Annotated in this window: 9 protein-coding genes and 1 pseudogene; 3 read left to right on the top strand and 7 right to left on the bottom strand. The window is 58.7% G+C overall.

Features of this window, described 5'->3' with window-relative positions; all coding sequences use genetic code 11:
* The first annotated feature begins 41 nt into the window (after positions 1-41).
* Together selD and ABRP88_RS06300 are read left to right on the top strand one after the other, a co-directional pair.
* Entirely contained in the window at positions 42-1,031 is a 990-nt protein-coding gene (selD, locus tag ABRP88_RS06305) for a selenide, water dikinase SelD (RefSeq protein WP_349836646.1), read from the top strand.
* A 1-nt stretch (position 1,032) separates the two neighbouring features.
* Entirely contained in the window at positions 1,033-1,614 is a 582-nt protein-coding gene (locus tag ABRP88_RS06300) for a hypothetical protein (protein WP_349836645.1), read from the top strand.
* Positions 1,615-1,631: 17 nt separating this feature from the next.
* Here ABRP88_RS06300 and nrfD read toward each other — a convergent pair.
* The 4 genes and pseudogenes from nrfD to pcp all read right to left on the bottom strand — a co-directional run bounded on the left by nrfD (position 1,632) and on the right by pcp (position 7,722).
* Positions 1,632-2,747 (bottom strand): annotated as a pseudogene (gene nrfD / locus ABRP88_RS06295) (NrfD/PsrC family molybdoenzyme membrane anchor subunit).
* Positions 2,744-3,802, bottom strand: coding sequence for a 4Fe-4S dicluster domain-containing protein (locus tag ABRP88_RS06290; RefSeq protein WP_349836644.1), 1,059 nt, complete (start codon positions 3,800-3,802; stop codon positions 2,744-2,746). The pseudogene nrfD and the gene ABRP88_RS06290 overlap by 4 nt, the downstream one beginning before the upstream one ends.
* Positions 3,803-7,078, bottom strand: a complete 3,276-nt coding sequence (gene fdnG / locus ABRP88_RS06285; RefSeq protein ID WP_349836643.1) for a formate dehydrogenase-N subunit alpha — start codon at positions 7,076-7,078, stop codon at positions 3,803-3,805.
* 47 nt (positions 7,079-7,125) lie between these two features.
* Positions 7,126-7,722 carry a pyroglutamyl-peptidase I gene (pcp, locus tag ABRP88_RS06280; protein WP_349836642.1) on the bottom strand — a complete coding sequence of 199 codons (597 nt, stop codon included), beginning with the start codon at positions 7,720-7,722 and terminating at the stop codon, positions 7,126-7,128.
* A 509-nt stretch (positions 7,723-8,231) separates the two neighbouring features.
* Here pcp and ABRP88_RS06275 point away from each other — a divergent pair.
* Positions 8,232-9,593, top strand: a complete 1,362-nt coding sequence (locus ABRP88_RS06275) for a dicarboxylate/amino acid:cation symporter (protein WP_349836641.1) — start codon at positions 8,232-8,234, stop codon at positions 9,591-9,593.
* Positions 9,594-9,637: 44 nt separating this feature from the next.
* Here the strand turns inward: ABRP88_RS06275 and ABRP88_RS06270 are convergent, their stop codons facing one another.
* From ABRP88_RS06270 to ychF, 3 genes are all read right to left on the bottom strand, one after another.
* Positions 9,638-10,552 carry a cation diffusion facilitator family transporter gene (locus ABRP88_RS06270; protein ID WP_502879869.1) on the bottom strand — a complete coding sequence of 305 codons (915 nt, stop codon included), beginning with the start codon at positions 10,550-10,552 and terminating at the stop codon, positions 9,638-9,640.
* 309 nt (positions 10,553-10,861) lie between these two features.
* The gene (locus tag ABRP88_RS06265) at positions 10,862-11,395 is read right to left on the bottom strand and encodes a type 1 glutamine amidotransferase domain-containing protein (protein ID WP_349836640.1); all 534 of its coding nucleotides are present in this window, start codon (positions 11,393-11,395) and stop codon (positions 10,862-10,864) included.
* A 98-nt stretch (positions 11,396-11,493) separates the two neighbouring features.
* A complete protein-coding gene (gene ychF, locus ABRP88_RS06260; protein WP_284769933.1) occupies positions 11,494-12,579 on the bottom strand; it encodes a redox-regulated ATPase YchF in 1,086 nt (361 codons plus the stop codon).
* Positions 12,580-12,601: the final 22 nt, after the last annotated feature.

The following is a 12,601-nucleotide window of genomic DNA, read 5'->3' as shown; positions in this document are numbered from 1 at the left end:
CGCCGCCGCCCCACCACTTTCCGGCGGGTAAAATGACCAGCATGACAGAGCAGATTAACTTAACCTCTTTCGCCGCCGGCGGCGGCTGCGCCTGCAAGATTCCCGCCGGGGAATTGGAATCGGCGGTAGAAGGGCTCATCGGCAAGGCCGACCCCAACGTCTTGGTCGGCCTCGACGATGGCGATGACGCTGCAGCAGTCAAGATCGACAACGGCCTCGCCGTGATTTCCACCGCGGACTTTTTCACCCCCATGGTCAATGATCCCTATACCTGGGGCCAGATTGCCGCGGCCAATGCGCTATCTGATGTCTACGCCATGGGTGGCACCCCCATTACCGCCATCAACCTCGTGGGCTGGCCCAATGAAAAGCTTGGCTTGGACATCCTGCGCGAAGTGCTGCGCGGCGGCATGGATAAAGCCACCGAGGCAGGCATTTCCATTACCGGCGGTCACTCCATTACCGCCCCGGAGCCGCTGTACGGCATGGCGGCGACGGGCATCGGCGATCCCGAAAAGCTCATGCGCAATGATGCCGCGGAGGCCGGCCTGCCCATTACGCTGACCAAGCCCATCGGCGTGGGCATTTTGAATAATAAGCACAAGGCCACCGGCAAGGTATCCCAGGCCGCCATCGATTCCATGACCGCGCTCAACCGCCAGGCCGCCCAGGATGCGGTCGCCGCCGGTGCGCGCGCGGCCACCGATGTCACCGGCTTCGGGCTGCTCGGCCACCTGTACAAGATGTGCCGCGCCTCCGGCGTATCGGCCGAGCTGGACTTTTCCGCCGTGCCCACCGTGGACGGCGCCACCGATGCCCTCGCGGAAGGCTTTATCCCGGGCGGTTCGCGCCGCAACCTGGATTGGGTCCGCCCGCACCTGCACCCCTCCTCCCTTACGGAGGAAGAGCTAGTGCTGCTTGCCGATGCCCAAACTTCCGGCGGCCTCCTCATCATCGGCGAAGTCCCGGGCTACCCCGTCATCGGCCGCACTAAGCCGCTTTCTAACGATGCCTACATCACCATTTCCTAAGATGAATCACCGCATTTTTAGCCTGCCCCTTGCCACCCTCGCCCTCGGTGCGAGCCTTGTCGCCTGCGCCGACGGGAGCACCAACCGCGGCTGCTCACCCATTGAATTATCGGAGCTGCGCACTTCCCTGCCGGATACCCTCATCGGTGCTAACCAGGATCCCGATTCCACCAGCGATGAGGATGACTCCTTCTCCGTGCTCTACGGCGGCGACTCGCCGGAGAAGGTTAGCGTACTGGGCACGAAATACGAGTCCGATAACGAGGCCGTATGCCCCGATGACCCAGATGCGGCGGCAGAGCGCTACTTGGAACTGGTCAATGAGGACATCGATAAGCAAAATGCCGCCCAAGGCCGCGGGGGAAATGAGTACAAACCGTTCGATTTCACCGCAGCGGACCGGCATTTTTATTGCTCTGCTTGGGAGGTTGAGGATGCCATCTCGACCACCTGCGTGACCACGGTGCATGACGCCGCCGTCAATTATTACCTCCACCGCGATTCCGAGTCCTTAGAGGCGGAGCAATCGCGCATGCAGGAGATCGGCGAAGAGCTCGCCGATTCCTTCGCCAACCTCGACTAAACCTGGCTGGCCCTGCGCTAACCTGCGCTGAGCACGTCAGTGGCAAGGCCCTGCTCGCGCCGGCGCCGCTCCGCGCGGCGTTTTTACGGCCCCATCGTGGTGGCCGGGTTCTTGACCGCCTCCAAGCCAGCGTTGAGCACACCAAAGCGCGTGCACGCGGATCCGGCAAGCAATGATAGGCCCGCGGCCACAGACACGGCGCGGGACTTCGTCGCCGCTGCCACCGCGCTGCCCACGCCGCCGGCAGCAATCAAGTATTCCGAGGCGCGCATGAGCTTTCCCGGTGCGCCGTGATGCAATTCCTCGCGCGGCTCCGGCTCCATATTGCTTTCAAGCACCTTCGTCGCCGCGATATCGCTGGCCGCAGCTGCCATTCCCAAGGCACGGGCGGGACCGGCGTGCTTTACCGGAGTGGTCACCATGGCCAGGCCAGAGGCTGCTGCCGAAGCCGAAGATACAAAGACATAGGGCAAGTGCCGCTTCATGTCATTCCACACTGGGTTGGACGTATTAGATAGCAATACCGCCGTATATCCGGCCAGTGGGCCACCGAGCACGCCGGTTATCACCCCGGCCGGAGTCGCGGCCTTGCCAAGGCCCGCGCGCAGCCACTTCGGCAGCGGCAGCTTCCGCTTGGTCGCGTTATCCACCTCTACCGCGGCCGGAATGGCCGCCGCGGTGGAAAAGCCGGCGAGTAGCCACGATCCGAGCGACATCGGCGAGGTCACCTTGAAGACGCGGAACATATTCAATGCGCGCTCCGGCCGGCCCAGGTCCAAAATCAAAAAGACCGATCCTGCGGCCGCCGCGCCAAAGGCCGCTACCCGCGTGGTCCGGCGCAATGGCGCGTTGCCTGCGGCCTGTGCACCGGTAGCAAGAAGGCCCGACCCGCCTGCAATACCGCCCAAGAAGAAATATCCACCGATGGGCCATTCCCACGGCGGGGCCTTAACCACAGGCCTGCCGTAGTAGGAAGAAAACTCGAAGTCTTCTGCCATCCGCTCCTCTTTGGAGCCATCCTGCGCACCCGCACCCGGGCGCTTGCGCTTCTTCTTGCGCTTTGGCCCGTCGAAATTGCGGTAGCGATTCGGCCGCTCCGGTTGCGGTGGCCGGTACTCATCAAAACCGCTCATTTGCGCCCTCCAATCAAAAAGGAACCCGCCACGGCCAGCGCCATCCCGCCGATGGCCTTTGCCGCGGTCTTATACATGCTCGGCAGATCCGCAGTGGGCACGCGCGGGTCCGGCGGCAGGCCATAGACCTCTGGCGAATCCAGCAATAAGAAGATAGAGCCGGTTCCGCCCACGCCATCGTTGTCATTGGCTCCATAGAGCCGCGCCTCCGTTAAGCCCTGTTCGTGCAGGACGCGCACGCGATCCTTCGCCGCGGCCAGCATGTCCTCATAGGTACCGAACTGGATGGAATCCGTGGGACACGTCTTGGAGCACGCCGGCTGCTCGCCCTGTTTCAGGCGGTCGTAGCACATGGTGCACTTCTGGGCGACGCCCACATTCTTAATCGGCATTGCCTCACCCGGCGTGTGATCCGTGCCGTAGGGCTTGCGCTGCTTGAGCTTTTTGAGCACGTTGATGCCGGCGTGCGAATTATCCTGATAATCCACCGTCGCGGTCTTATCGTATTTCAACGACACCCCGCCATCATCGCGGCGTTCGATGACGCCGAAGGGGCAACCCGCAACGCAGGTTCCGCAGCCATTGCACACATCATCTTGTACGACCACGGTGCCAAACTCGGTACGGAAGAGCGCACCGGTTGGGCACACGTCCAAACACCCTGCATGGGTGCAGTGCTTGCAGACGTCCGAGGACATCAACCACCGGAACGTATCCGTATCCGGCGGAGTGGTATCGACCTCGTGCGGTTTTCCACCGATGGTGGGCATGCCCAGGGAAATAAGCTGTTTTCCCTCTTCGCGCGCCTTCTCAATGCGGTCATTGTTTTGCTCCACGAAGGCCACGTGCCGCCACGTATTAGCGCCCAAGGCACCGGTATTGTCATAGGAATCACCGGTGACGTCATATCCCTCTACTGGATTGCGGTTCCATTCCTTGCACGCCACCTCGCAGGCCTTGCAGCCGATGCACACGGACGTATCGGTGAAAAAGGCCATGCGGCGGTAGGAATCATAGCCGTGCTGGCCCGCGTCCTCGGTCAGTAGATTAGTCATTTACTTACCTTCTTCGCCATCGCTTGCCGTCTCATCATCACTACTATCCGCGCCAGATTGACTGTGCTTTTCGGGCTCGGGGTTATAGGTAAACGAGTCAGGGACCGACAACAAATCATTGCCGGAATCCACGCTCAACTGCGCCCGCTCCTGATACTGCTTGAGCAGCTTCAAGCGGCCTTCTCCCCTAGGCCTGCGGCCCGGTTGGATATCGCAGGCGCCGATCTTTGAGTTCTGAATGAACACATTCGGCTCGAGCGTAAGACCCAAGAGATCGTTGGCCCCGTCGCCGGCCACAGCGGTGGTCTCGGACTCGCCGTAGTGGAAGGGCAGGCCAATCTGGTGGAATTCTTCCCCATTAATCTTCAGCATCTGCATGCGATCGGTGACCAAGACCTGCGCCTCAATCACGCCGCGCGGCGAGATAATCGTTGCCCACTCGCCATTTTCCAGGCCACGCTTTGCGGCCAAGTCCTTATCCACCTCGCAGAATAGGCCCGGCTGCAGCTCCGCCAGATAGGGCAGGCGGCGCGACATCGCACCCGAGGTATACATCTCCGTGAGACGGTAGGTAGAAAATACGAACGGGAACACCTCCGCACCGGGCATGCCCGGTTCTGGACGCTGCAAGTTATCCGGGCGCTTGATGGTCAAGCGCGTCGGTGATTGCTGCTGCTTATACAGCACGTTGGTCACCGGAGACTCCTGCGGCTCGTAGTGGGTGGGCAAAGGGCCATCGGAAAGCCCGGAAGGCGCAAAGAGCCACCCGCGACCGTCCGCCTGCATGATGAAGGCGTCCGTGCCATCAAGGGCGTCCGGACCGACGGCATCGGCGGGAGCCTTGTACTCGGGCGACTTCGTCACCGGGAAGTCAGGGACGTCATCGCCTACCCACTTGCCCTGGGCCTCGTCCCACCACACGTACTTCTTGCGCTCGGACCACGGGGTGCCATCCGGCTTGGCCGATGCACGGTTGTACAAAATGCGGCGGTTAGCAGGCCATACCCAGCCCCACTCGGGCGCGACCTCGTTCTGCTCCGAACCCGGGACCTTGCGCGCGGACTGGTTAACGCCGTCCTTGTACACGCCGGTGTAGATCCAGCAGCCGCCGGAGGTCGTGCCGTCATTCTTCATCTCCACGAAGGTGGGCAAAAGCTCGCCCTTCTTTGGACCATCCAGGTAGTAGCCGTTGATCTCTTTGAGGACGTCCTCCGAGTTCGGTTCGCCTTCCTCATTTTCCACGTAATCCCACGTCACCTTCTGAAGCGGGAGATCGCGCGGATCAGTGGAATCGCGCAGGCGTTCCTTCAGCTTCTTACCCAGCTGGTAGAAGAACCACAGCTCGCTCTTGGCATCGCCTGGCGGCGGTGCCGCTTGGAAGCGCCACTGCAGCATGCGCTGGGTCTGGGTAAAGGTACCGGCCTTTTCCACGTGGGTGGCTGCGGGCATTAAGAAGACCTCGGTTTCGATGTCTTCCGTCTTCAGCTCGCCGTTTTTAATCTCCGGCGCATCCTTCCAAAACGATGCGGTTTCGATTTCCTGGAAATCGCGCACGACCAGCCACTTCAGCGATGCCAAACCGCGACGCTGCATGCCACCATTGGACTGCGCCACCGCCGGATTCTGGCCAAAGACGAAGTAGCCATCTACCTGGCCATTAAGCATGGCTTGCAAGGTTTCGTAGGTGGAATGCGCGCCGGAAATGCGCGGCATGAGGTCATAGCCCCAGTTATTTTCCTTGGTCGCCGCGTCTCCCCAGTAGGACTTCATCAAGGACACGGCGTAATTTTCGCCGATCTGCCAGAAGCCCTTTTGGGACTCATCCCGGATCTCATCCACGAATTCCGGCCACGTCTGCTTTTCCACGCTCGGCATGGGCAGGTAGCCGGGCAGGGAGTGGAAGAGCGTCGGGATATCCGTGGATCCCTGAATGGAGGCATGCCCGCGCAGGGCCATGATTCCGGAGCCCGGACGGCCCACATTGCCCATCAAGAGCTGCAAAATGGCAGCGGTACGGATGAACTGCGCGCCCAAGGTGTGCTGGGTAAAGCCCAAGGCATAGGCGAAACACGTGGTGTGTTCCGGATCCGAATTCTGCGCAATGGAATCCGCCAAGTAGTAGAAGTCTTCCTGCGCGATGCCGCAGGTTTCTTCTACCAGCTCAGGGGTATAGCGCGCATAGTGGCGCTTGAGAATCTGGAAGACCGAATTCGGGTGCTCCAGGGTGTCATCTCGCTCCACATTCCAGGAAGAACCTTCCGGCTTTTGCACGTACTGCCACGAATCGGTCACGTACGTGCCGGTTTCCGGGTCATAGCCAGAAAACAGTCCGTCCAATTCCTCGGTGTCCTGGTAGTCCTCCGAGATGATCATCGGCGCATTGGTATATGCCACGACATAATCGCGGAAGTACAGTTCATTCTGGAGCATGTAATTAATGACCGCACCCAACAGCACCACGTCGGTACCGCCGCGAATACCAATGTGACGGTTGGAGAACGCAGAGGTACGCGTATACCGCGGATCCACGTGAATAATGCGGGCACCACGCTTTTTAGCTTCTACGACCCACTGGAATCCCACCGGGTGGCACTCGGCCATATTCGAACCCTCAATGACGATGCAATCAGCATTCGCCATATCCTGCAGCGGTTGGGTTGCGCCGCCGCGGCCAAACGAAGTTCCTAAACTAGGAACTGTGGCGGAGTGTCATATGCGCGCCTGGTTTTCGAGCTGCACCGCACCGGCAGCGGTAAAAAGCTTCTTGATGAGGTAGTTTTCCTCGTTATCCAAGGTCGCGCCACCAAGGCCAGCGACACCCATCGTGCGGTTCAACGTCCGCCCCGAGTCGTCGGTGTCTTGCCAGCCCTTCCGGCGCGCTTCCAAGAAACGATCCGCGATCATGTCCATCGCGGTGTCTTCATCCAGCTCCTGCCACTCGGTGGAGTGCGGTGCGCGATATTTAATCTTGGTCAAACGCGTTGCGGAGTTGACCAACTGCTCCGACGCCGAGCCCTTGGGGCACAAACGCCCGCGCGAAATCGGCGAATCTGGATCGCCCTCAATCTGGATGACCCGGTCATCTTTGACGTATACGCGCTGGGCACAACCGACGGCGCAGTATGGGCACACGGATTGCACCACGCGGTCAGCTTCCACCGTGCGCCCGTGCTTTTCCTTACTCTTAGAAGACTGCGTATTGATATCCCTGCCAAAGGGATCGCCGCTACGCAGCTGGCGCACCACCGGCCAGTTGAGAGGACTTAAGCGAGACATGACTTTAAATCTATATTTGGGCGGAAAATTTCTCTAGCAAGGTGACCCTAAGCGTTTTTCGCAACTGCGCTGATCGCGCATTCCACGCCCTGCACGACGTCCGCGAGCTCCAGCAGCGGGCTGTTTTCTTTATTCTGCTCCTTAATAAACGGCACGTGGATAAAGCCTGCTTTTACCTGCGTATCTTTGAAATGGTGCAGCAGGCCATAAAGCAGGTGGTTGCACACAAACGTTCCCGCGGTGGTCGAGACCCGTGCCGGAATCTCCGCCTCCTGAATCGCTGCGACCATCGCCTTCACCGGCAGAGTGGAAAAGTATGCGACTGGGCCACCTTCAACCACTGGTTCATCGATTGGCTGGTTGCCCGCATTATCCGGAATAGAAGCATCCGCCAAGTTGATGCCTACCCGCTCCGGAGTGATATGCCCGCGCCCGCCGGCCTGCCCCAGGCAGACCACCGCGTCCACATCTTCTTCCTCGGCCGCAGTAATTGCCTGTTTCAGTGCTTCACCGAATACCGTTGGCACAGGGTGCTTAATAATCTGCGCGCCGCGGATTTCATCCGGCAGCCTATCCAGCGCACGTTCTGTAGGGTTAATCTCTTCGCCGCCAAAGGCATCAAAAGCAGTTACCAGAATCTTCATCATTCCAGTATGGCAGCTAACGGTACCCCGCTGCTTTGATTAAGCGCTGTTCTCTTAGTTTGCGCGTAGTACCCAACCGCCCTTCGCGCTCACCGGCAGCGGCTTTCACCGGGGCGCTGCGCTATCGGTGAGCGCGAAGGTGAGGAAGACGAATTCGAGCGGACGGGCAGTGTATTAAATCGAGGGCGACCATTCATCTCCCCTACCCCTCCCTTCGCGCTCACGGGAGATAGGCGAGCCAACCGAGCTGATGCTCGCGGTGAGCGCGAAGGGCGGCGTTGCAGGAGGAGGAGATAAAGGGCGGGATGGAGGTCGCAGCTGAAGGTGAAAGCACGAGTGGTTACTGAACCGCTTTATCTACAAAGCGGTCATAGCAATTCTCCTGCTGCAAACGAGACCCTTTTTCTTTGCGGTTTGACGCGTGGAATAAAGTGAAACTAGTTGAAGTTGAACAGAACCGTACTCAACAAATAGTCAGACCTGTTCATTTTATTTCTAAAGGACGTTCTATGACACAAAAAGTTTCCTCTCACTCCAAACTTCCTAGCTGGGCAACGGGGTTTGGCGCGCAAGTCATTGCGGGCCTTATTATCGGCCTCATCCTGGGACTGATTGCATCTGGGATGGATACCGACCCTGACAATCCAGGGTGGTTGACCAACCTACTCAGCGGAGTCGGTGGCGCCTATGTCCAGCTATTGAAGGTCATGGTTCCGCCGCTTATCTTCGCCGCGGTGGTCACCTCTGTAGCTAACCTGCGCAAGGTTGCCAATGCCGCATCCTTGGCCATTTCTACGTTGGTGTGGTTCGCCATTACGGCGTTCTTCTCCGTCATCGTGGGCATCGTCGTGGCATTAGTCATGAAGCCCGGTGCTGGCACGAGCGTCGATGCATCCGCTGCAGAGGATCCGTCAAGCGTTGGTTCGTGGACTGCCTTCTTTGAGCAGCTCCTGCCACAAAACTTCTTTGGCCTTACCGCCTCTGCCAGCGATGGCGAAATATCGCTGAACTTCGGTGCGCTTCAGCTGCTGGTTATCTCCTTGGCCATTGGCATTGCCGCCGTACAGACCGGTAAGGCAGCCGATCCCTTCCTGCACTTTACGGAGTCCTTCCTCAAGGTCATCCAGAAGGTCCTGTGGTGGATTATCCGCCTGGCACCGATTGGTACCGCAGCGCTCATTGGTAAGGCAGTTGCTACCTACGGCTGGGACGCACTTGGCTCCCTGGGCAAATTCGTCTTGGCAATGTATGTGGGCCTGGCAATCGTCTTCGCCGTGGTCTACCCAGCGGTACTGAAGTTCAACAATATCTCGGTCACGGGCTTCTACAAGCGCATTTGGCCGGTAACGTCCTTGGGCTTTGTCACCCGCTCCTCTATGGGTGTTATGCCCGCAACGCAACGCTTCAGCGAACGCGCCTTAGGCGTTCCCACCGAGTACGCGTCCTTCGCAGTGCCACTCGGCGCTACTACGAAGATGGATGGCTGCGCCTCTGTCTACCCTGCTGTTGCCGCGATTTTCGTCGCGCAATTCTATGGCGTGGACCTAGACTTCACGCAATACCTGCTCATCATTTTCGTCTCCGTTATTGGTTCCGCGGCTACCGCGGGTACCACTGGCGCGACAGTCATGCTCACGCTGACCCTGTCCACGCTGGGCCTGCCGCTGGCCGGCGTTGGTTTGCTGCTGGCCATTGAGCCCATCATTGACATGGGCCGTACGGCACTCAACGTCACGGGTCAGGCATTGTGCGCGACGGTCGTCGCCAAGCGCGCGGGCATCCAGAACCAAGAGGTCTGGAATGAAGCCGAAAATGGCGTCAAACACATCATGGAGGAAGACTCCGACGAGGAAGTAAGCGTCAAGGCTTAATAAACGAAAATAAAGGCCCAGGGCACAGCGCCTTGGGCCTTTATTTATTGCCGGAATGGAAGTGGGCGGCGATGTGCAACACCGGCCGGCTCCACGTGGATAAATACGCTGCATCCGGCGAAAAGCTCGTCGAGGGCGACTTCGACGTCATCGGCAATCTCGTGTGAGTAGAGCACGCTCCAGTCCGCTGGCACCTCCATGGTCAGGTAGACCATTCTTTGCCTGCCGGAGGCTACCGTACGCCGATCCGTGAAAGTCACGGACTTTTCTTTTTCCAGTTCAGCTAAGAGATCCCAAATTTGATCTTGCTCTTCTTGCGGAAGGGCCTCAGAAAGCAGGCTGCTGACGGAATCGCGCAAAATCTTAAATCCCGTCCACAAGATATTGATGCCAACGGCCAAGGCCACAAGCGCATCAAGCCACAACCAGCCCGTGAGATACACCGCAGCCATGCCGACGAGAACGCCGGCGGAGGTCCACACATCCGTAATCAGGTGGTGCCCATCCGCATTTAGCGTCGCAGACCGGTAGCGCTTGCCCGCCTTAATCAGGGCCAAACCGACGCCCAAATTAAGTATCGAGGACAATAGCGACAGCGCTAAGCCCCAACCGCCTTCTTCAACGGGCTGGGGAGTAAAAAGGCGTTGGACTGCGGTGTAGATGATGGCTCCTGCTGCGAGGAAAATCATCGCTCCTTCTACCAACGCGGAAATATACTCCGCCTTGCCGTGGCCAAAGTGGTGATTATCATCGGCAGGCTTAGCGGCAATACGCAAGGCGCAATAACCCGCGATGGCTGCCACAAGGTTCACGAGGGATTCGAGGGCATCAGAGAAGAAACCAACCGAGCCCGTCAGCCACGCCGCCAAGGATTTCAGGACAATTGTCGCCACCGCCGCGGCGATGGACAACATCATAAAGCGCTCTAAAATACGCTGCTCAGTACTTAAAGAAGACAAGGTCTACTACTCTCCCTTCGGCAACCAGAATCAGTCCGAAGGTCTCGTTCGCATCGATGCCTCGATGCTGAGTGGCCGGGCCTTTTAAGCCAGTGTGTCGACCAGTCATCGCGGCGCAGTAAGCGCCGTAGGAACTACTCCCCTTCTAGGTTCACAGGTTAGCAGACGGCGAGAATCCTTAAACATTCAACCAAATCCTTGATCCACCCTAGCGAACGCGAGGAGCCCATATAGACGAAAAATCTCCCTACGAGCCAGAAAGTTTCTCACGCTCTGGCTCGTAGGGAGTAATTAAGGCTTTAGCCTAATTTAGTGCTGACCCTCTGCGAACTCTTCGACCAACTTAGCGTTGAATGCAGGCAGGTCATCCGGGGTACGGGAGGAGACCAAGCCCTGGTCGCAGTGGACCTCTTCGTCAACCCAGGTAGCACCTGCATTGCGGAGATCGGTCTGCAGGGACGGGAAGGACGTCAAGGTACGGCCCTTGAGAGACTCTGCATCGGCTAGAATCCAGCCGCCGTGGCAGATAGCGCCCAAGGGGCGGTCCTCGCCCATGTGCTTGCGCACGATGCTAACGGCTGCCTCATCCAGGCGGATGAGGTCGGCGTTATTGGTGCCGCCAGGCAGGATGATGCCGTCGAAGGTCTCACCCTCGGAGTCCTTGGTCGTAGCATCAACATTGATCTCGGTACCGTTCTTGCCCGTAATGGTGCCGGCCTTAGGCGCCAGAACCTTCACAGTAGCGCCGGCCTTCTGCACGGCCTCTAGCGGAGAGGTCAGCTCGGAGTCTTCAAAGTCATTCGTAGCAATGATTGCAATCGTCTTGTTTTCTAGCTCAGCCATTATTATGACCTCCTTATTGTTGTTGCGTACGCAGATAGGATAACTCTAAATTCGCGTGCTCGCCACGTTCCCTACCGCGACCTGCAACAAGCTAGGATTTAGCCGCCGATCTTGAAGTCACACACGTCGCCATCGTGCATGATGTAGTCCTTGCCTTCTTGGCGGACCTTGCCGTTGGCGCGCGCCTCGGCCATGGATCCAGCAGCGACAAGATCATCGAAGGAGACGATTTCTGCCTTGATAAACTTCTTTTCAAAATCAGTGTGAATAACACCGGCAGCCTGGGGCGCAGCAGCGCCTTGCTTAATGGTCCACGCGCGGGCTTCCTTTTCACCAGCGGTGAGGTAGGTTTGCAGGCCCAAGGTGGAGAAACCGGCCTTGGCCAAGGTAGCCAAGCCGGGCTCTTCTTGGCCTACTGCCTCGAGCAGCTCGCTTGCCTCGTCCTCATCCAGCTCCAAGAGCTCAGACTCGGTTTGTGCATCGAGGAAGACGCAATCTGCTGGGGCGACGAGCTGGCGCAGTTCGTCCTTCTTGGTGGCATCGGTAAGCACAGCCTCGTCCGAGTTAAAGACATAGAGGAAGGGCTTAGCCGTCATCAGGTGCAGCTCGCGTACGAGGGAAAGATCAATCTCGCCGGTCTTGGCGGCGGCGAAGAGGGTGCGGTCATCCTCTAGGATTTCCTGCGCCTTCTTGGTGGCCTCCACAACAGGCGCCAAGTCCTTATTCTTCCGGGCATCCTTTTCTAAGCGCGGCAGGGCCTTCTCGATGGTCTGCAGATCCGCCAGAATCAGCTCTGTATTAATAACGGAAATGTCATTGCCGGGATCTACCTGGCCATCGACGTGGATGACATTGTCATCAGAAAAGGCGCGGACCACCTGGCAGATAGCGTCGGCCTCGCGGATATTGGCTAGGAAGGCGTTTCCCATACCCTCGCCCTGCGAGGCACCTGCGACGATGCCGGCAATATCCACGAAGGACACGGTCGCCGGCAAGATACGCTCGGAGTTGAACATCTTGGCGAGGGCGTCCAAACGGGGATCCGGCAGCTCCACCAAGCCCACGTTGGGCTCGATGGTGGCGAATGGGTAATTAGCCGCCAAGATTTCGGAACGGGTCAGGGCATTAAACAAAGTGGACTTGCCCACATTGGGCAAGCCGACGATTCCTAGTGTAAGACTCACGGGGCTAATCCTAACGCACCTA

Origin of the sequence: Corynebacterium sp. KPL2734 (assembly GCF_040225595.1) — a bacterium.
GTDB classification, from domain to species: Bacteria; Actinomycetota; Actinomycetes; order Mycobacteriales; family Mycobacteriaceae; genus Corynebacterium; species Corynebacterium rhinophilum.
This window is presented reverse-complemented; position numbering and strand designations above follow the sequence as displayed.

Excerpts from the sequence above, each read along its gene's own strand:
- selD (WP_349836646.1), top strand. The coding sequence starts at position 42 with ATGACAGAGCAGATTAACTTAACCTCTTTCGCCGCCGGCGGCGGCTGC.
- ABRP88_RS06300 (WP_349836645.1), top strand. The coding sequence starts at position 1,033 with ATGAATCACCGCATTTTTAGCCTGCCCCTTGCCACCCTCGCCCTCGGT.
- ABRP88_RS06290 (WP_349836644.1), bottom strand. The coding sequence starts at position 3,802 with ATGACTAATCTACTGACCGAGGACGCGGGCCAGCACGGCTATGATTCC.
- pcp (WP_349836642.1), bottom strand. The coding sequence starts at position 7,722 with ATGAAGATTCTGGTAACTGCTTTTGATGCCTTTGGCGGCGAAGAGATT.
- ABRP88_RS06275 (WP_349836641.1), top strand. The coding sequence starts at position 8,232 with ATGACACAAAAAGTTTCCTCTCACTCCAAACTTCCTAGCTGGGCAACG.
- ABRP88_RS06265 (WP_349836640.1), bottom strand. The coding sequence starts at position 11,395 with ATGGCTGAGCTAGAAAACAAGACGATTGCAATCATTGCTACGAATGAC.